At 51.3% G+C, this 19,824-nt stretch carries 20 protein-coding genes; 8 read left to right on the top strand and 12 right to left on the bottom strand.

The features are described from left to right. The 3 genes from E0D98_RS04880 to E0D98_RS04870 all read left to right on the top strand — a co-directional run. Positions 1 to 1,013: fructose-specific PTS transporter subunit EIIC (locus tag E0D98_RS04880; RefSeq protein ID WP_131890527.1), on the top strand; the 1,013-nt coding region annotated here is incomplete at its 5' end. Then, positions 1,003 to 2,073 (top strand): aminopeptidase, encoded by a 1,071-nt coding sequence (locus tag E0D98_RS04875; protein ID WP_001019466.1) that lies wholly within the window; start codon positions 1,003 to 1,005, stop codon positions 2,071 to 2,073. The genes E0D98_RS04880 and E0D98_RS04875, both read left to right, overlap by 11 nt. Then, complete coding sequence (locus E0D98_RS04870; protein WP_000931313.1) at positions 2,073 to 3,821, top strand: putative frv operon regulatory protein; 1,749 nt, start codon at positions 2,073 to 2,075, stop codon at positions 3,819 to 3,821. Before E0D98_RS04875 ends, E0D98_RS04870 begins: the two co-directional genes overlap by 1 nt. A 49-nt stretch (positions 3,822 to 3,870) precedes the next feature. On the opposite strand, the gene E0D98_RS04865 is transcribed toward E0D98_RS04870, so the two are convergent. Both E0D98_RS04865 and fdhD read right to left on the bottom strand, forming a co-directional pair. Then, entirely contained in the window at positions 3,871 to 4,911 is a 1,041-nt protein-coding gene (locus E0D98_RS04865; protein WP_001348539.1) for a YiiG family protein, read from the bottom strand. A 152-nt stretch (positions 4,912 to 5,063) separates the two neighbouring features. Next, a complete protein-coding gene (fdhD, locus tag E0D98_RS04860) occupies positions 5,064 to 5,897 on the bottom strand; it encodes a formate dehydrogenase accessory sulfurtransferase FdhD (RefSeq protein ID WP_000753589.1) in 834 nt (277 codons plus the stop codon). Positions 5,898 to 6,090: 193 nt separating this feature from the next. On the opposite strand from fdhD, the gene fdnG reads away from it, so the two are divergent. The 4 genes from fdnG to fdhE are packed head-to-tail and all read left to right on the top strand — an operon-like array spanning position 6,091 to position 11,614. Continuing rightward, positions 6,091 to 9,141 carry a formate dehydrogenase-N subunit alpha gene (fdnG, locus tag E0D98_RS04855; protein ID WP_077793174.1) on the top strand — a complete coding sequence of 1,017 codons (3,051 nt, stop codon included), beginning with the start codon at positions 6,091 to 6,093 and terminating at the stop codon, positions 9,139 to 9,141. A gap of 12 nt (positions 9,142 to 9,153) precedes the next feature. Further along, positions 9,154 to 10,056: a formate dehydrogenase O subunit beta gene (gene fdoH, locus E0D98_RS04850; RefSeq protein ID WP_000331377.1), complete on the top strand. Its 903-nt coding sequence runs from the start codon at positions 9,154 to 9,156 to the stop codon at positions 10,054 to 10,056. Further along, complete coding sequence (gene fdoI / locus E0D98_RS04845; protein WP_000829013.1) at positions 10,053 to 10,688, top strand: formate dehydrogenase cytochrome b556 subunit; 636 nt, start codon at positions 10,053 to 10,055, stop codon at positions 10,686 to 10,688. The genes fdoH and fdoI overlap by 4 nt, the downstream gene beginning before the upstream one ends. Further along, a complete protein-coding gene (fdhE, locus tag E0D98_RS04840) occupies positions 10,685 to 11,614 on the top strand; it encodes a formate dehydrogenase accessory protein FdhE (RefSeq protein ID WP_000027708.1) in 930 nt (309 codons plus the stop codon). The genes fdoI and fdhE overlap by 4 nt, the downstream gene beginning before the upstream one ends. 329 nt (positions 11,615 to 11,943) lie before the next feature. On the opposite strand, the gene yiiF is transcribed toward fdhE, so the two are convergent. The 4 genes from yiiF to E0D98_RS04820 all read right to left on the bottom strand — a co-directional run bounded on the left by yiiF (position 11,944) and on the right by E0D98_RS04820 (position 13,830). Further along, positions 11,944 to 12,186, bottom strand: coding sequence for a protein YiiF (yiiF, locus tag E0D98_RS04835; protein ID WP_001086388.1), 243 nt, complete (start codon positions 12,184 to 12,186; stop codon positions 11,944 to 11,946). A 218-nt stretch (positions 12,187 to 12,404) separates the two neighbouring features. Further along, a complete protein-coding gene (locus tag E0D98_RS04830; RefSeq protein WP_001297075.1) occupies positions 12,405 to 12,623 on the bottom strand; it encodes a CopG family transcriptional regulator in 219 nt (72 codons plus the stop codon). A gap of 604 nt (positions 12,624 to 13,227) precedes the next feature. Next, positions 13,228 to 13,518, bottom strand: coding sequence for a NadS family protein (nadS, locus tag E0D98_RS04825; RefSeq protein ID WP_000356397.1), 291 nt, complete (start codon positions 13,516 to 13,518; stop codon positions 13,228 to 13,230). Beyond that, entirely contained in the window at positions 13,519 to 13,830 is a 312-nt protein-coding gene (locus E0D98_RS04820) for a hypothetical protein (RefSeq protein WP_000897305.1), read from the bottom strand. A gap of 228 nt (positions 13,831 to 14,058) precedes the next feature. Between E0D98_RS04820 and E0D98_RS04815 the strand changes: the two genes are divergently transcribed. Then, positions 14,059 to 14,967 carry an alpha/beta hydrolase gene (locus E0D98_RS04815; RefSeq protein ID WP_001162704.1) on the top strand — a complete coding sequence of 303 codons (909 nt, stop codon included), beginning with the start codon at positions 14,059 to 14,061 and terminating at the stop codon, positions 14,965 to 14,967. Positions 14,968 to 15,030: 63 nt separating this feature from the next. On the opposite strand, the gene fabY is transcribed toward E0D98_RS04815, so the two are convergent. The 6 genes from fabY to yihV form a co-directional block, all read right to left on the bottom strand. Next, positions 15,031 to 15,972 (bottom strand): fatty acid biosynthesis protein FabY, encoded by a 942-nt coding sequence (gene fabY, locus E0D98_RS04810; protein WP_001343389.1) that lies wholly within the window; start codon positions 15,970 to 15,972, stop codon positions 15,031 to 15,033. Between the two features lie 44 nt (positions 15,973 to 16,016). Next, a complete protein-coding gene (dtd, locus tag E0D98_RS04805; RefSeq protein ID WP_000560983.1) occupies positions 16,017 to 16,454 on the bottom strand; it encodes a D-aminoacyl-tRNA deacylase in 438 nt (145 codons plus the stop codon). Next, positions 16,451 to 17,323: a virulence factor BrkB family protein gene (locus tag E0D98_RS04800; protein WP_000920762.1), complete on the bottom strand. Its 873-nt coding sequence runs from the start codon at positions 17,321 to 17,323 to the stop codon at positions 16,451 to 16,453. Before E0D98_RS04800 ends, dtd begins: the two co-directional genes overlap by 4 nt. Next, on the bottom strand, positions 17,317 to 17,916 hold the full coding sequence (gene yihX / locus E0D98_RS04795; protein ID WP_001295269.1) for a glucose-1-phosphatase: 600 nt from the start codon (positions 17,914 to 17,916) through the stop codon (positions 17,317 to 17,319). Before yihX ends, E0D98_RS04800 begins: the two co-directional genes overlap by 7 nt. A 98-nt stretch (positions 17,917 to 18,014) precedes the next feature. Further along, positions 18,015 to 18,800 (bottom strand): DeoR/GlpR family DNA-binding transcription regulator, encoded by a 786-nt coding sequence (locus E0D98_RS04790; RefSeq protein ID WP_000059678.1) that lies wholly within the window; start codon positions 18,798 to 18,800, stop codon positions 18,015 to 18,017. A gap of 33 nt (positions 18,801 to 18,833) precedes the next feature. After that, on the bottom strand, positions 18,834 to 19,730 hold the full coding sequence (gene yihV / locus E0D98_RS04785) for a sulfofructose kinase (RefSeq protein WP_000621656.1): 897 nt from the start codon (positions 19,728 to 19,730) through the stop codon (positions 18,834 to 18,836). Positions 19,731 to 19,824 lie beyond the last annotated feature (94 nt).

Below are 19,824 nucleotides of genomic sequence, written 5' to 3'. Positions count from 1 at the left end.
GTATCCTGGTGGCGCTTGCCAACATGCTGGTGCAGTTCGGTTTGCCGTATACCGATATGTCGAAAGGCGCGCCGTCGTTTACCTGGGTAGTTGAATCCATCGGTTACCTTGGCTTCACCTTTATGATCCCCATCATGGGCGCTTATATTGCCTCGTCGATTGCCGATAAACCGGCTTTCGCTCCGGCGTTTCTGGTTTGCTATCTGGCGAACGACAAAGCGCTGCTCGGCACCCAGTCGGGTGCGGGATTCCTCGGCGCGGTGGTGCTGGGGCTGGCGATTGGCTATTTCGTCTTCTGGTTCCGCAAAGTGCGCCTTGGCAAAGCATTACAACCGCTGCTCGGTTCAATGCTGATCCCGTTCGTTACTCTGCTGGTTTTCGGCGTGCTCACTTACTACGTTATCGGGCCGGTGATGTCCGACCTCATGGGCGGGCTGCTCCACTTCCTGAATACCATTCCTCCATCAATGAAGTTTGCGGCAGCGTTTCTGGTCGGTGCGATGCTGGCGTTCGATATGGGCGGCCCCATCAATAAAACCGCCTGGTTCTTCTGCTTCTCACTGCTGGAAAAACACATTTATGACTGGTACGCCATCGTCGGCGTTGTCGCGTTGATGCCGCCCGTTGCGGCGGGTCTTGCGACGTTCATTGCGCCCAAACTGTTTACCCGACAGGAAAAAGAGGCTGCCAGTAGTGCCATTGTGGTCGGTGCCACAGTCGCAACCGAACCTGCTATTCCTTACGCTCTGGCAGCTCCGTTACCGATGATTACCGCCAATACGCTGGCGGGCGGTATTACCGGCGTGCTGGTGATCGCTTTCGGAATCAAACGTCTGGCACCTGGTTTGGGTATCTTTGACCCGCTGATCGGCCTGATGTCGCCGGTAGGTTCGTTTTATCTGGTGCTGGCGATTGGCCTCGCGCTAAACATTTCATTCATTATCGTCCTGAAAGGATTGTGGTTACGCCGCAAAGCGAAAGCCGCGCAACAGGAGCTTGTCCATGAACATTGAGTTACTGCAACAGTTGTGCGAAGCCAGCGCCGTCAGCGGCGATGAACAGGAAGTTCGCGACATCCTGATAAACACGCTGGAACCTTGCGTTAATGAAATCACCTTTGATGGTCTGGGCAGCTTTGTTGCCCGTAAGGGGAATAAAGGTCCAAAAGTTGCCGTTGTCGGGCATATGGATGAAGTCGGCTTTATGGTCACCCACATCGACGAGAGCGGTTTTCTGCGCTTCACCACCATTGGCGGCTGGTGGAATCAGTCGATGCTCAACCACCGGGTAACCATACGCACACACAAGGGATTTAAAATCCCTGGTGTGATTGGTTCCGTCGCGCCTCATGCGTTAACGGAAAAGCAAAAGCAACAACCGCTGTCATTTGATGAGATGTTCATTGATATTGGCGCGAACAGTCGCGAAGAAGCGGAAAAGCGCGGCGTTGAAATTGGCGATTTTATTAGCCCGGAAGCCAATTTTGCCTGCTGGGGCGAAGATAAAGTAGTCGGAAAGGCGCTGGATAACCGCATCGGCTGCGCGATGATGGCGGAGCTACTACAGACAGTAAATAACCCAGAAATTACGCTGTACGGCGTTGGCAGTGTGGAAGAAGAAGTTGGGCTACGCGGGGCACAAACCTCGGCGGAACACATTAAACCGGATGTGGTGATTGTGCTGGATACCGCTGTCGCAGGTGATGTTCCGGGCATTGATAACATTAAATACCCGCTGAAACTGGGCCAGGGGCCGGGGCTGATGCTGTTTGACAAGCGCTACTTCCCCAACCAGAAACTGGTAGCAGTGTTAAAAAACTGTGCCGCACATAACGATTTACCGCTGCAATTTTCCACCATGAAAACCGGAGCGACGGATGGCGGGCGCTACAACGTGATGGGCGGCGGGCGTCCGGTTGTCGCGCTGTGTCTGCCAACTCGTTATCTGCACGCTAACAGCGGCATGATTTCAAAAGCCGATTACGATGCTCTGCTCACGCTGATACGGGATTTTCTGACGACCTTAACTGCGGAGAAAGTCAACGCGTTTAGCCAGTTCCGTCAGGTGGATTAATGCTAAACGAACGCCAGTTAAAGATTGTCGATCTGCTGGAGCAACAGCCGCGCACGCCTGGAGAGCTGGCGCAACAGACTGGCGTTTCAGGCAGGACCATCCTGCGTGATATTGACTATCTCAACTTCACCCTTAACGGCAAAGCCCGCATTTTCGCCAGTGGTAGTGCGGGCTATCAGCTGGAAATCTTCGAGCGCCGCAGCTTTTTTCAGTTGCTGCAAAAGCACGATAACGACGATCGGCTGCTGGCGCTATTATTACTAAATACCTTTACTCCCCGTGCGCAACTCGCCTCGGCGCTTAATTTGCCAGAAACGTGGGTAGCAGAACGTCTGCCCCGGTTAAAACAGCGTTATGAACGCACTTGTTGCCTGGCCAGTCGCCCCGGTTTGGGCCATTTCATTGATGAAACAGAAGAGAAGCGCGTTATCTTGCTGGCGAACTTGCTACGCAAAGATCCGTTTTTAATTCCGCTGGCGGGCATAACACGAGACAACCTTCAGCATTTATCCACGGCCTGCGACAACCAACACCGCTGGCCGCTGATGCAGGGTGATTATCTCTCCAGCCTGATTCTGGCGATTTACGCCCTGCGTAATCAGCTTACTGACATATGGCCGCAATATCCCGGTAACGAGATAAAACAAATCGTTGAACAGTGCGGCCTGTTTCTCGGTGATAACGCTGTAAGAACCCTGACGGGTTTGATAGAGAAACAGCATCAGCAAGCGCAGGTAATTTCAGCCGATCATGTGCTGGGGTTGCTGCAAAGGGTGCCAGGCATCGCGTCATTGAATATTATTGATACGCAGTTGGTTGAGAATATTACCGGGCATTTATTACGTTGCCTTGCCGCACCGGTGTGGATTGCTGAGCACCGCCAAAGCAGCATGAATAACCTGAAAGCCGCCTGGCCTGCGGCCTTTGATATGAGTCTGCACTTTATTACGCTACTGCGTGAACAGCTCGATATTCCCCTTTTCGACAGCGATCTGATCGGTTTGTATTTTGCCTGTGCGCTGGAACGGCATCAAAACGAACGCCAGCCGATCATTTTGCTCTCGGACCAGAACGCGATTGCCACTATTAATCAGCTCGCCATTGAGCGCGATGTTTTACATTGTCGGGTGATTATTGCCCGTAGCTTAAGCGAACTTGTTGCCATTCGCGAAGAGATTGAGCCGTTATTGATCATTAACAACAGCCATTATTTACTGGATGACGCGGTAAATAATTACATCACCGTAAAAAATATCATTACGGCTGCCGGTATCGAACAAATAAAACATTTTCTGGCGACGGCATTTATTCGCCAACAGCCGGAGCGTTTTTTCTCTGCCCCCGGAAGTTTTCATTATTCGAATGTACGCGGTGAAAGCTGGCAACATATTACCCGGCAAATTTGTGCGCAATTAGTCGCACAACACCATATTACCGCCGATGAAGCACAACGCATCATCGCCCGCGAAGGCGAAGGTGAAAACCTGATTGTTAATCGCCTCGCCATCCCACATTGCTGGAGCGAACAGGAGCGACGTTTTCGTGGATTTTTTATTACCCTCGCCCAACCAGTTGAGGTGAATAACGAAGTCATTAACCATGTCTTGATCGCCTGCGCCGCCGCCGATGCGCGTCATGAGCTAAAAATATTTAGCTATCTGGCAAGCATATTGTGTCAGCATCCGGCGGAGATTATTGCCGGGTTAACAGGATATGAGGCATTTATGGAGTTACTTCACAAGGGGTGAACTGTGTCGGATGCGCCGCATCCGACACTGCATTTATCATCAAAAACGTTTAACGCAGGCTATTATAGTCATCAACCATTTCGTTGTACTCGCGTAATGCTCTCGGGAAAGAGTCTTCGACCATCCAGCTTGAGTTTGCGTCCTGAAGTTGCTCTTTATCCCAGTCAGAGTACGGGACTTTATCTCTGATGCGGCGAACGTATTTTTTAGCCTCGAGTTGATACTGGCCTGCCGAATTAATAAACGAGAAATTCATGCCGCCTTTATCCGCTTCTTTGGCCTGCGCCACTAGCGTTTCCAGTTCAGACACTTTCTTCATTGCCGCATCAACATCAAACTTCTCTTGCGATATCAGATTATTAATTTGTTTCGCTGAAATCATGACTGCCAGAGAGTAGTAGTGGAATGTTTTCCCTTCTCTTTCTTCAATATTTTTCAGTTCCGCAAGCTGGCGCTTATCGTTAATTTCCTGAATCGCCGCATGATAAGATTCTGCTACAGCTTCAAAGGCTTCCAGATTTTTTAAGAATGTCTGGTGCAGCGTTTTCCCTTTCGCAAACGCATCGTCTTTATAATTTTCCTGGGTGTAATATTTATCCATTTCGTTAATGGTATTACCCAACGCCACGGCAGCATCGATATAACTCACCGCCACGCCATCAATAGGTTGCAGCGCAGGCGTTAACGCCACAGCACTTTTTACGCCTTTTTCACACTCAGCGAGGTTGGATTCACTAATGCCGTAGATGCCATAAACAGTACGCTCTTCACCGGTAGGCCCCTGTTTAAAATCTTTCAGCCAGTCAGCATAACGCGCCAGACTGCTCTGTACAGGGATCTGTAACTTGTTATAGCACTTGATATAGACATCCATTTTTTCGTCGAAAACCGCTTGTTCATCGACCACCGGTTGCGCAGGTGTTTCAGGTTTAGCTTCTGCTTTTGCAACGGGAGCTTCAGGAGCTGGTGCGGCAGGTTGACTATTGGCAGGCGGGGGCGTTTCTGTTTCGGCTTTTTTATCATCACAACCCGTCAGACCGAGGGCCATGATGGCGACTATAATAGCGGAAGATAATAAATTCCTTTTCATTTAATTGCCTTATAAATATATAGATAAGAGAGTGAACATAATAAATGAAAAAAGAAAACGCCACTACACGCGTTTTATTTATAAATAAAATAATAAAATTCACGAAATGAATAAGTCCTGCAATTTAATATATATCGCAGGACTTATTTTAATTAATTGCTCAAACGCTGCGGATGGGTATAAACCGTTGCCCGACCCGGCTTACAAAAACCCACCAGCGTCAGATTACAACGCTCAGCCACTTCTACAGCAAGCGTGGTCGCGGCAGACACCGCAAACAAAATCTCTACGCCGCACATCGCCGACTTTTGCACCATTTCATAACTGGCACGACTGGAAACCAGTACCGCACCTTGCTGCCAGCTTTCCCCTTCTTGTGACCGGCGGCCTAACAGTTTGTCCAGCGCCACATGGCGACCCACGTCTTCATGCCCGCCGACCAGTTCGCCAGATGGCAACATCCAGGCAGCGGCGTGAGTACAACCAGTCAGTTGCCCCACTGGCTGAAAATCGTTGAGATGACGTAATGCATCATCCAGTTTGTTGAGATCAAACGTCTGGGTGAACGGTAGCGGCTGCACCGGTTTTCCGATGTCATTAAGTTGCTCCACGCCGCATACGCCACAGCCCGTACGTCCCGCCAGCGCCCGGCGGCGCTCCTTCAACCCCATAAAGCGGCGGCTGGAAAGCTCAATTTGTACTTCAAGACCATTACAGGAAGGAACGACATCCATGCCGAAGATATCGCGCGGACTTTCTATTATCCCCTCGGAAAGCGAAAAACCGAGCGCAAAGTACTCAAGGTCTTTGGGCGACGCCATCATCACCACATGCGAAATGCCGTTGTAGACCAGCGCAACGGGAACTTCTTCCGCGACCTCATCTAACCGTGGGTGTTGTAAATCATCACGCCGCCATAACTCAATTTGACGAACACCTGTGATATTTGTCACATTTTCGATTTCTTTTTGCTGTGTTTTTTTCACTTTCTCTTAACCAGATAAGAACACACACACCAACATTATGGTATTCTGTTACAAACCCTTCCTGGATGGAGGGAAATTGAGCCAATTCTGGACCTTTGCGGCCCCTTCCGCAAAGAAAAATAACTCCCACTCCCTGCACACGCAGCAAGCGAATGTAAATGGGACGTGACAATGTCGAAACAAGGAGCAATCCATGCAGGTCAGCAGAAGGCAGTTCTTTAAGATCTGCGCTGGCGGTATGGCAGGCACCACGGCAGCGGCACTGGGTTTTGCACCCAGCGTAGCGCTCGCGGAAACCCGGCAGTATAAACTGCTGCGCACCCGCGAAACCCGTAATACCTGCACCTATTGTTCCGTAGGCTGTGGGCTGTTGATGTACAGCCTCGGTGACGGAGCAAAAAACGCCAAAGCATCTATCTTCCATATCGAAGGCGATCCGGATCACCCGGTCAACCGCGGTGCACTTTGTCCGAAAGGCGCTGGCCTGGTGGATTTCATCCACTCCGAAAGCCGTCTGAAGTTTCCGGAATACCGTGCGCCAGGTTCTGATAAATGGCAGCAAATCAGTTGGGAAGAGGCGTTTGATCGCATCGCCAAACTGATGAAAGAAGACCGCGATGCTAACTACATTGCGCAAAACGCCGAAGGCGTGACTGTTAACCGCTGGCTCTCCACCGGGATGCTGTGTGCTTCCGCGTCGAGTAACGAAACCGGCTATTTAACGCAAAAATTCTCCCGCGCGCTGGGTATGCTCGCGGTCGACAACCAGGCGCGTGTCTGACACGGACCAACGGTAGCAAGTCTTGCTCCAACATTTGGTCGCGGTGCGATGACCAACCACTGGGTCGACATCAAGAACGCCAACCTCGTCGTGGTGATGGGCGGTAACGCCGCTGAAGCTCACCCGGTCGGGTTCCGCTGGGCGATGGAAGCCAAAATTCACAACGGCGCGAAGCTGATTGTGATCGATCCTCGCTTTACGCGTACGGCGGCGGTAGCTGACTACTATGCCCCTATTCGTTCCGGTACTGACATTGCTTTCCTGTCAGGCGTATTGCTGTACCTGCTGAACAATGAAAAATTCAACCGCGAATACACCGAAGCCTATACCAACGCCAGCCTGATAGTGCGTGAGGATTACGGCTTTGAAGATGGCCTGTTCACCGGCTACGACGCGGAAAAACGCAAGTACGATAAATCCTCCTGGACTTATGAACTGGACGAAAACGGCTTCGCCAAACGCGATACCACGCTGCAACATCCGCGCTGCGTGTGGAACTTGCTGAAACAGCACGTTTCCCGCTACACGCCAGATGTGGTTGAAAACATCTGTGGTACGCCAAAAGACGCGTTCCTGAAAGTCTGCGAATACATCGCAGAAACCAGTGCTCACGATAAAACTGCCTCGTTCCTGTATGCCCTCGGCTGGACGCAACACTCCGTTGGTGCGCAAAACATTCGTACGATGGCGATGATCCAGCTGCTGCTCGGCAATATGGGGATGGCCGGCGGCGGCGTTAACGCCCTGCGCGGTCACTCCAATATTCAGGGGCTGACGGACCTGGGGCTACTGTCGCAGAGTCTGCCAGGTTACATGACGCTGCCAAGCGAGAAGCAGACCGATCTGCAAACCTACCTTACCGCCAACACGCCAAAACCGCTGCTGGAAGGCCAGGTAAACTACTGGGGCAACTACCCGAAATTCTTCGTCTCTATGATGAAGGCCTTCTTTGGTGATAAAGCGACGGCGGAAAATAGCTGGGGCTTTGACTGGTTGCCGAAGTGGGATAAAGGCTACGACGTCCTGCAGTACTTCGAGATGATGAAAGAGGGCAAGGTCAATGGCTATATCTGCCAGGGCTTTAACCCTGTTGCCTCATTCCCGAACAAAAACAAAGTGATCGGTTGTCTGTCGAAACTGAAGTTCCTCGTCACCATCGACCCACTGAACACTGAAACCTCTAACTTCTGGCAGAACCACGGTGAGCTGAACGAAGTTGACTCGTCGAAGATCCAGACCGAAGTGTTCCGTCTGCCATCGACCTGCTTCGCAGAAGAGAACGGTTCAATCGTTAACTCAGGTCGCTGGTTGCAGTGGCACTGGAAAGGTGCGGACGCCCCGGGGATTGCGCTGACTGATGGCGAGATCCTCTCCGGTATCTTCCTGCGCTTGCGCAAGATGTATGCCGAACAGGGTGGCGCGAACCCGGACCAGGTGCTGAACATGACCTGGAACTACGCCATTCCGCATGAGCCGAAGTCGGAAGAAGTAGCGATGGAGAGCAACGGTAAGGCGCTGGCCGATATTACCGATCCGGCAACCGGTGCGGTTATCGTCAAGAAAGGCCAACAACTTAGCTCGTTCGCCCAATTGCGCGATGACGGTACAACCTCCTGTGGCTGCTGGATTTTCGCCGGTAGCTGGACGCCGGAAGGCAACCAGATGGCGCGTCGTGATAACGCCGATCCGTCTGGCCTCGGTAACACGCTGGGCTGGGCATGGGCATGGCCGCTTAACCGCCGCATTCTGTATAACCGCGCCTCCGCAGATCCGCAGGGTAACCCGTGGGATCCGAAGCGTCAGTTGCTGAAATGGGACGGCACTAAGTGGACCGGCTGGGATATTCCGGACTACAGCGCAGCGCCTCCGGGTAGCGGCGTCGGGCCGTTTATCATGCAGCAGGAAGGCATGGGGCGTCTGTTTGCCCTCGATAAGATGGCGGAAGGTCCGTTCCCGGAACACTACGAGCCGTTTGAAACGCCGCTGGGAACTAACCCGCTGCATCCAAACGTTATCTCGAACCCGGCTGCACGTATCTTTAAAGACGACGCCGAAGCATTGGGTAAAGCCGATAAGTTCCCGTATGTCGGAACCACCTATCGTCTGACCGAGCACTTCCACTACTGGACCAAACACGCGCTGTTGAACGCGATTTTGCAACCAGAGCAGTTTGTGGAAATCGGGGAGTCGCTGGCGAATAAACTTGGCATTGCCCAGGGCGATACCGTGAAAGTCTCCTCCAACCGTGGCTATATCAAAGCCAAAGTGGTGGTGACCAAACGTATTCGTACGCTGAAAGCGAACGGCAAAGATATCGATACCATCGGTATTCCGATTCACTGGGGTTATGAAGGCGTAGCTAAAAAAGGCTTTATTGCCAATACGTTAACGCCATTCGTTGGTGATGCGAACACGCAGACGCCGGAGTTTAAGTCCTTCCTTGTGAATGTGGAAAAGGTGTAACGGAGACGACATATGGCTTATCAATCTCAAGATATCATTCGTCGTTCCGCGACTAACGGTCTGACCCCCGCGCCTCAGGCGCGGGACTTCCAGGAAGAAGTGGCGAAACTCATCGACGTCACCACCTGTATCGGCTGTAAAGCCTGTCAGGTGGCGTGTTCAGAGTGGAACGACATTCGCGATACCGTCGGCAATAACATTGGGGTGTACGACAACCCCAATGATTTAAGCGCCAAATCGTGGACGGTAATGCGCTTCTCGGAAGTGGAGCAGAACGACAAACTGGAATGGCTGATCCGCAAAGACGGCTGTATGCACTGTTCCGATCCAGGCTGCCTGAAAGCGTGCCCGGCGGAAGGTGCAATTATTCAGTATGCCAACGGTATCGTCGACTTCCAGTCCGAGCAGTGCATTGGCTGCGGTTATTGCATTGCGGGCTGTCCGTTCGACATTCCGCGCCTCAACCCGGAAGACAACCGCGTCTACAAATGTACGCTGTGCGTTGACCGCGTGGTGGTTGGGCAAGAACCAGCCTGCGTGAAGACCTGCCCAACGGGCGCGATTCACTTCGGTACGAAAGAGTCGATGAAAACGCTGGCGAGCGAGCGCGTTGCTGAGCTGAAAACCCGCGGTTACGACAATGCGGGTCTGTACGATCCGGCAGGCGTCGGTGGTACACACGTCATGTACGTGCTGCACCATGCTGACAAGCCAAATCTGTATCATGGCTTGCCGGAGAACCCGGAAATCAGCGAAACCGTGAAATTCTGGAAAGGCATCTGGAAACCGCTCGCGGCTGTTGGCTTTGCGGCTACCTTTGCGGCCAGTATCTTCCACTACGTGGGTGTCGGTCCGAACCGTGCGGATGAGGAAGAGAATAATCTGCACGAAGAGAAAGACGAGGAGCGCAAATGAAACGACGTGACACCATCGTGCGCTACACCGCGCCGGAACGTATCAACCACTGGATCACCGCCTTCTGCTTCATCCTGGCGGCGGTGAGCGGGCTGGGCTTTTTGTTCCCGTCCTTCAACTGGTTGATGCAAATCATGGGCACACCGCAGCTGGCGCGAATTCTGCACCCGTTTGTCGGCGTGGTTATGTTTGCCTCGTTCATCATCATGTTTTTCCGTTACTGGCATCACAACCTAATCAATCGGGATGATATCTTTTGGGCGAAGAATATTCGTAAGATCGTCGTCAACGAGGAAGTAGGTGACACCGGGCGTTATAACTTCGGTCAGAAATGCGTTTTCTGGGCGGCGATTATTTTCCTGGTTCTGCTGCTGGTGAGCGGCGTGATTATCTGGCGTCCTTATTTTGCGCCTGCTTTCTCAATCCCGGTGATCCGATTCGCGTTAATGCTGCATTCATTTGCCGCAGTGGCGTTAATTGTGGTTATCATGGTGCATATCTACGCCGCCCTTTGGGTGAAAGGCACGATTACCGCCATGGTGGAAGGATGGGTTACCAGCGCCTGGGCGAAGAAACATCACCCGCGCTGGTACCGTGAGGTCCGCAAGACAACGGAAAAGAAAGCTGAATGAGTATTCGCATAATCCCGCAAGATGAGCTGGGTTCGAGCGAGAAACGTACGGCGGATATGATTCCGCCGTTATTGTTCCCTCGGCTCAAGAATTTATACAACCGCCGCGCCGAGCGTCTGCGCGAGCTGGCAGAAAATAATCCGCTGGGTGATTACCTGCGCTTTGCTGCGCTTATCGCCCACGCCCAGGAAGTGGTGCTGTACGACCATCCGCTGGAGATGGATCTGACCGCGCGCATTAAAGAAGCCAGCGCACAGGGCAAGCCCCCGCTGGATATTCACGTTCTGCCGCGTGATAAGCACTGGCAAAAGCTGCTGATGGCGCTGATTGCTGAGCTGAAACCTGAAATGAGCGGCCCGGCGCTGGCAGTGATTGAGAATCTGGAGAAGGCATCGACTCAGGAGCTGGAAGATATGGCCAGCGCACTGTTTGCCTCTGATTTCTCATCCGTCAGCAGCGATAAAGCGCCGTTTATCTGGGCTGCACTGTCGCTCTACTGGGCGCAGATGGCCAATCTGATCCCCGGCAAAGCCCGCGCTGAATACGGCGAGCAACGTCAATATTGCCCGGTTTGTGGTTCTATGCCGGTGTCCAGCATGGTGCAAATTGGCACCACTCAGGGTCTGCGTTACCTGCACTGCAACCTGTGTGAAACCGAATGGCACGTAGTGCGCGTAAAATGCAGCAACTGCGAGCAGAGCGGCAAACTGCATTACTGGTCGCTGGATGACGAACAGGCCGCGATTAAAGCCGAAAGCTGCGATGACTGTGGCACTTACCTGAAGATTCTTTATCAGGAAAAAGAACCGAAAGTTGAAGCCGTGGCAGATGACCTCGCTTCTCTGGTACTGGACGCGCGAATGGAGCAAGAAGGCTATGCCCGCAGTTCCATCAACCCGTTCCTGTTTCCGGGTGAAGGGGAGTAATCTCTGACGTTTTCCGGGTGGCGCTGGTCGCCCGGATTACAGCTCATAGGGTGTGACGACACCATCTCTCGTATTCCGCGTTACCCATTCAAGATCATGCCGCAATTGTCTGTTTGCCTCGTTCTTCCCTCCAACACATCGATAAGGTTATGGGTATGTCACTGATGACAAGCGTATGATTGCCTGATGCGCTGCGCTTATCAGCCCTACCAATAAACTTCAATATATTGAATTTGCATGACTTTGTAGGCCGGATAAGGCGTTCACGCCGCATCCGGCATGAACAACGCGCACGTTGTCAGCAATCTGATTGACATCATTTTTTCCCATTACCATTCCTCGCGCAGCTTACGCTGATATTCGACACCATCTTCCTCACACCCTTGCCAGATGCCAGGAACACTGGTTCTTGCTGTTTGCGATTGATTTATCAGGTATTGATCTACCGCTTCCCTTAATAGGTCCGCACGAGGAAGATTACGCTGCACCTCGAGATCATCAAGTTGCTTAATCACCTCATTCGATAAATCGAGTAAAATTCTGCCCATATCTATACCTGCCAGAGAGTTCATAAATATCTCGCCAATATCATTTTTGAATCTATGGAGAGAAAAGTACCCTTTCCGAATCTTTAAAGAAAGCTCATTTACGCATCATTTTTTATTTTTGCGAGGCGTTTTCCAGATACGATGTAACAGTTGCAGTTATTATAAGTTCAAGTAAAACAGCCTTGTATTAATACCAGAATAAGGGCATCTGTTTTTTTATATTCAAGAATGAAAAATTTTTTTCATTCCTTATGCTCCTTACACTGATCATCAACACCAACTGTCTCACCCCTTTGCCTGCCTCTCTTTGCTTTACGCACCGGAAATTGCTGCCGCTCCAGATATTGCTCAACCGCTTCGCGTAAAATTGCAGATCGTGAAACCTTACGCCAGCCCCGAAGCTTGTTCAGCCGTTTAATTGCCTCTTCTGATAAATGAAGAAAAACCGTATTCATCGCCATTACCACCACCTTACATATATTACTCATTAATGTATGTGCGAAAATTACGCCGGAAAATCATTTAAAAAAAGCGGATTTTTGCATGTTGTTTTGTTTTTGCGAGGTGTTTTCCAGAAATAATAAGAGTGTTGCAGTTGTTTCATTTATTACTCAAAAATGGTTTAGTTATCGCCCAGGATGAGTTATGGATGCTATGAATATATTATATTCAGGGATGTTTATTTTTTGATTGGATCTTTATTTGCATAATCTGAATGGTGTACCCGAAAAATGTCAGCATCCTAACAGCACCCGGATTTAAGGTGAAATTAATCATCCATCACAGACCGGTCAGTACTGCCACCAACCGGTCTTTACTTGTTCATCGTTATAATTTTGTTGGTAACAGTTCGGGAAACAAGGAATTCCTTCCGGAACCCCCCGGTATCATCCGATAGCATTGACGTCAATCATCAGCGCGACGATGAGTTTTTTTAATCGCATCATAGGGTGGCGACGTTCAGCACGATTACGGGTCATAGCAAAACTCCTGGGCAGGCGACCACTATGCCGCTTTCACAGGAGTTCTGAATGCTAGTGCTTTCTGTATGGCATAACCATGCCTCTAACGGTTAAGTGCTTGCAGCACATGTTGCGGATCATTGGCAATCGCTCGCAGCAAAGCCTTTGCAGGCCCGGTCGGTGAACGTCGCCCCTGCTCCCAGTTACGCAACGTGTCTACGCTTACAGAAATAAGATCGGCAAATTTAGATTGTGACAACCCTGAAGCGCGGCGTATTTCTTTGATTTTCATAGCATCAACTTCAAAAGTCCGCGAAGGCTGTCGCGTTCCTTCAATAATTTCATTCATCTGGGCCATGCTGTGAGTCAACCGCTCAAAAAGTGCCTTATCCATTTACCACCTCGTATTTAACAACCGGAGCATTGCTTTTTCCTGGGGAGACAGATCATCTTTAATACCCTTACGATAAATAAGCAGTAATCTGATCTCATAATGTTTAACCTGATGAAAGTAAATAACCCTGACACCAGCACGTTTCCCCTTTCCTCCTGAAACCCATCGAACCTTTCTTAACCCACCAGTTTCAGGTATTACCTCACCATAGTCAGGATTCAAGGCCAGGAAAAACTGAAAACGACTGAATTCATCGTCGGTCAGCAGTTTTTGAACATCTTCAGTAAAAATTTCCGTTTCGATGAAGAGCATAATTATACGCCATTGGCTTAGAGTAACAATCCTTTTTGTACGTCATTGACGTACCCTTGAAACCACTAGCTTACTGATAGTGCTCCAGCAAAACCACGTCTCTGCCGGGTTTGTCTTTAGATTTGCGAGGCGCTTTCCAGATTTTTCACGCCCGTGAATTTCCCTGTATCCATCCAGCAAAAACGGGTGTATAAGACTGTACATTCATACAGCAAAATAAGTTCTACTATGGCACTGGAAAAAGGAATTGCAGAGTTAGTCGAAAAGTTTATCGCTGCGGGTCGCCCCTCATCGCGTCAACAAAGTATTGCGCAGCGCAGGGAGGGCTATATCGCCAGCGCTGTCCTTGCGGGTGAGACAGAAACGCGGGTAGATATTCAGACTATCGAACTTGAAGGGATGACCTTACGAATAGTGTCGCCGCTGAATGCCCCGACATTACTCCCGACGATAATTTATTACTACGGTGGCTGTTTTGTTAGCGGCGGGTTCGCAACTCACGACAACCAGCTGCGCCAGTTAGCCTATTACGGGCAATGTCGGGTTATTGCCGTCCAGTATCGGCTGGCACCGGAACATACTTTCCCCGCCGCCCATGATGATGCGCAACGAGGTGCAGAAATAGTCTGGCAACACGCCGAACGACTCGGCGTTGATAAACAACGTATAACTCTTGCCGGTGACAGTGCGGGCGGACATCTGGCGCTGGTAACTGCTTTGCGATTAAAGCGTGCTGGCGAGTGGCAACCGGCACAACTCATCTTAATTTATCCTATGCTTGATGCGACTGCGCATTTCGAAAGCTACATACGCAATGGTCACGATTACATCATCACACGCGACACTTTACTGAGCGGCTTTGAGATGTATCTGCCAGGCATTGAACGCAGGCATCCTGAAGCCAGCCCTCTTTGGCGCGATGATTTCAATGGCTTGCCACCTGTACATATCATTACCGCTGAATACGACCCACTTTGCGATGAAGGTGAAGCGTTGTATCACCGCATGACAGGGCAAGGAGTGCAATGCACCTGCCAACGCTACCTTGGCGTTATCCACGGATTTTTTCAGTTAGGTGGTATCAGCGAGGCCGCGCGATCGGCACTACGGGATGTTGCCTGGAGAGCGGGAAGGTAACTTCGGACCTGGGCCCTGAAAAGGTTTTCAGATTGAAAACCTTTTCAGTCAAGTAAAACGCCCCTACTCTTCTTCGTTCCCGCCCTCTTCATACGGGCCAAATGGCTTCGCGGGCAGAACGATATACGTGCCTTCAAACACTGCACCCGGCGTCTCGTCGCCAAAGATTTCAACTTGCATCTGCACCCGTGCTTTTCGTCCGCGCGCCAGACGGTCGAGATCGCCGCTTAAGGCACCAAGGTCGGCTACCGCATGAGGTTTACCGCTAATCGGCTTGCTGTAGCGGATATGCGCATCCGCCAGAATAATCGTTCCGCCGAGATGGCGTTCGCGCAGCATCAGCCAGATAAGCCCCCAACCGGTGAGCGTTGCCAGTGAGAATAAACTCCCGGCAAACAGCGTATGGTGCGGATTCTGATTACCGGTTTCCGGCATGGTGGTGATAAATTTTTGCCCGGTATATTGTTGAATACGCACGCCCATTTTTTCACTAAGCGGGATATGTTCGTACCACGCCTGTTGCAGCTGCGCGCACCAGTCTCCGCGATGCAAAATATCATCCAGAGTGGCAACGGGTTTAATCATCAAAAAATGGCGAATCGGCGTGGTAGTTGGGGTGGTGATCTCCCCCTGATTAATGAATCCCAGCTTGGCGAAAAACTCCACCGCGTCTTCACGGGCGCTACAGGTCACGCGCTTAACGCCTTCCTGACGCGCCACCGACTCCAGGGTCATCGCCATCAGCGTGCCTAACCCTTTGTCCTGCACGTCCGGGTGAACGGCCATAAAGCGAATGGACGCTTCATTGTCGGCATTAATATACAATCGGCCTACCGCCACCAGATTACCCTGCTCGTCGACGACCATCTGGTGATGCGCCATCGCATCCCACGCGTCGCGTTCCGAACCTTTTGGTTGATGCAGGGGCTTACGCAACATTTCCCAGCGAAACTGATAGTAACGCTCTAATTCTTCTTCTGTTTGTGGAACCCGAAGGTGATACATAGCGATACTCTCTCTTGTTTCCCGTGACAACCCTGGAAGCTGGCTCATACCTGCAACCAGAATGTCACGGGGCCATCATTGACCAGCGATACCTGCATATCCGCAGCGAAGCGTCCTGTTTGCGTGTTCATCTCTTGCTGACGGCAGCGTTCGACGAAATAGTCATATAACGCCTCTGCGCGATCCGGTGATGCACCTTTGGAGAAACTTGGGCGCATCCCCCGTTCGGTATCTGCGGCGAGGGTAAACTGGGAAACCACCAGCACACTGCCGCCCGCCTGTTGCACGTTGAGGTTCATCTTGCCTTCGGCATCGCTAAAGATGCGGTAGCCGAGCACACGCTCGCACAGACGGTTTGCTTTCTGTTCGTCGTCATCCTTTTCGACACCCAATAACACCAAAAGTCCCGCGCCAATTTCGCCCGTCACTTCTCCCTCCACGGTGACGCTGGCACGGGTTACGCGTTGAATTAATGCAATCATGGTTCGTCGTCTTCTTCTTGTTCAGCTGCTTGTTTTAGTTTGCGGTATTCCCCGAGAGTGACAGTAATTTCCGCGCCAAGCAAGACGATACACCATGTCCAGTAGACCCAAACAAAGAGAATGGGGATCACCGCCAGCACGCCGTAAATGAGCTGATATGAGGGGAACATGGTGATATAAAGCGCGAAACCTTTCTTTCCTGCTTCGAACAGGAGCGCGGCGACAAACGCGCCGACAATCGCGTCGCGGTTAGGTACGCGGATGGTAGGAACAATGCTGTACAGCAACCAGAAGGAGATCCACGACAACAGCAGCGGAAAAATACGCAGCACGTTATCGATGACAGTATTGAGATCGCTCGCCCAGCGCAGGGAGAGCAAATAGGAACTGATCGCCAGACTGGCCCCTGCCAGCAGCGGCCCCAGCGTTAAAATCATCCAGTACACGGCGAACGAATAAATTTTTGGTCGCGCTCGTTTACTGCGCCAGATGGTATTCAACGCGCTATCGATGGAGTACATCAGCAATAACGCGGTGACGATCAGCCCGCACGCCCCAACGGCGGTCATCTTGTTGGAATTGGCAACAAATTGTTCGATATACCGCTGAATAACATCGCCAGTAGCAGGCAGAAAGTTGGCAAAAATAAAGTGACGTAACTGAATGCTGACGTCGGAAAACATGGGAAAAGCGGCGAAAAGCGCAAAAACAACGGCAACCAGCGGCACTAATGAGAGCAACGACACATAGGCAAGGTTACCTGCCAGGGTTGTCATGTTGTCCTCATCAATGCGTTGCCAGAGTAGTTTTAGCCAGGCCCATAGTGGACGGGTACGGTGCCTGGCTTTGTCCTGAATGGTTTTTAGCATAACACCTTCGCGAAATAGTCCGGGATGGTGGTTTTATCTTTCACCAGAATACTGGTAATGCCCAGCTGATTGGCTCCTTCTATATTATCGGCGTTATCGTCGAAAAAGACCGTATCGCTGGGTGAAAAACCTTCCGCCTGCAAAACATGCTGGTAAATTCGTGCTTCAGGTTTGCGCATCCCCAGATCTTGCGACAGATAGATATGGTCAGCAGCATCACGAATTTCCGGGTATTCTTCCGGCCAGAAGGTGGTATGCAGGCGGTTGGTATTGGAAAGCACCACCACGCGATGCCCCTGCTCACGCAGTTTATGCATGATGGCGATCACTTCCGGGCGCAGCGCAACAAACACCGCCTGCCAGCCGTGAGAGAACTGCTCGTAGCTTAGCGGTAGAGCCATCTCATGACACAGCGCCTCTGCGAACGCTTCGTCGCTAATTTCCCCACGCTCATGCTGATGAAACGCCTCCCCCATATGAAAACTCTTCTTAAGCGATGCCAGCGGAATACGCGTTAAATCGCTCCAGGCTCCCAGCACACGGTTAAAGTCGATATCGACAATCACATTACCTAAATCAAAGATATAGAGCATTTTTGCCTCCTTTCGCGCCACAAGAAATTAACTGTAGCGGGAAAGGATGGGTTTGGCTATGTGGCAAGGTATGAAGCCAGGTTAACGGTCACAAAAATCTACGCGTCTTCCTGGGGAAGAATGATTTCAATTTGGCTGTCTTGTAAGCGTGATTTTAGCGCAGCGGGCGGCAGCTCGTCGGTAAAGAGCGCAGTGACCTGTGCCACGTTACCAATTTCAACCGCCGCCGAAGCATGATACTTAGTGTGATCGGCGACCAGCAGAATATTTCTCGCGTGCGCCATCATCGTTTTCACCACGTTAGCTTCGTTTACATCAAACTCCATCAACGCGCCATCGCTCTCAATCGCCCCAACGCTTGTTACCAGATAATCAGCACGAAAATCAGCCACAAAGGACGCCGCTGAAGGGCCAATGATCCCGCTATTATGAGAGCGCAACGTACCGCCGGGCACCATCACTTCAAAGCGCGGGTTGTGGTAAAGAATATGCGCCACACGCAGGCTGTTGGTGATTATCCGCAAATGATTATGGTTAAGTAACGCCCGGGCAACATGCTCAACAGTCGTACCAATGGTGATAAATATTGTTGAACCATCAGGAATATAGTCTGCCACCGCTTCGGCAATCGCTTTTTTTTCCTCGGTTTGCGAAACCTCACGCTGCTCGAACGCCGTATTAACGACGCTGGAAGCCCGACCCGCGCCACCGTGATGGCGCGTAATCAGGCCTTGCTCGCTTAATTTACGAATATCCCGGCGGACCGTCTGCGTGGAGACATCCAGCAGATTTGCCAGCTCATCAATATTCATATACCCACGCTCGGCGATCAGCATGAGGAGTTGGTCGTGCCGCGGGTTACCGGTTAGTTCGGTAAGGCTCATGAAAATTCCTCGAAAAACCATCACCCTGGCATTTTATACAAAAAGTGACAAAAAAGATCGGGTTTGATCACAGTCAGGGATCCCGGCTCGTCCACCGGGACGTGTGCATTTTAACGCCGCTACACCGCTGGCGAAGCGGACTGACTCCGCTAAATCCCCACTTGTTGCCAGCGCCACCGCCAAAGCGCCGTGAAAAACATCACCCGCACCTGTGGTATCTACCACATCAACTTTGAAGGCCGGTTGATGCTGACGCCCACCATTTTCCAGCCAGTCGCAGCCTGCGCTACCCTGGGTCACATAGACATGACCATTTGTGAGCGTTTGTGCCTGTTTTAGCGCACTGGCCATCTCTTTCACGCCCGTTAAGCGCGCCAGACCCGGTTCTGAAAAGGCCGCGTGATCGCTTAATGCCACCAGCTCACTGATATCCTGCGGCGTAATGTCCCCGTCCAGAACGGTCATCACACCCGCCTGACGGGCCAGGGTGAAGGCTTTTTTAGCGCCGTCGTGCCAGCGTACATCTGCCAGCACAACATCCCACTGAGAGAAATCAATTTCCTCCAACCACTCTGCGTCAGGCAGCAGATCCGGGCTGGGGTAGTTAATGATTATCCGCTCGCCTTTGGTATCCACCATGATGGCGGATTGCGAAGATTTCGCCTGGTTATACCGTTTGGTGTAACGGGTGTTAACGCCCCAGGATTCCAGCTCTGCCAGCAGGCTGTTGCCCGTGTCGTCATCACCTACGCGACCAATAAAATCGACCTGCGCCCCCAGCCTTGCCGCCGCAACCGCTGCCGTCGCCGCTGGCCCGCCACCAACTTCCGTATAATTTCTCGCCACGTATTTACCGCTCTCCGTCGGTAACCCTTCCACGTAATAGATGCGATCCATCACGGTTATACCTACACAAGCAACACGAATCATGGTCATTCCTTAAACATTTTGGGATGCGTTCATTTTAATTTCACCAATTGTTTAAAAAGTGACGGCTGTCAATTTTTTGACGATAAATTACAAA

Origin of the sequence: Escherichia sp. KCJ4928, from assembly GCF_004352695.1 — a bacterium.
GTDB lineage: Bacteria > Pseudomonadota > Gammaproteobacteria > Enterobacterales > Enterobacteriaceae > ECMA0423.
Note: the sequence above shows the minus strand (reverse complement) of the source record. Positions and strands in the feature narration are given on the sequence as shown.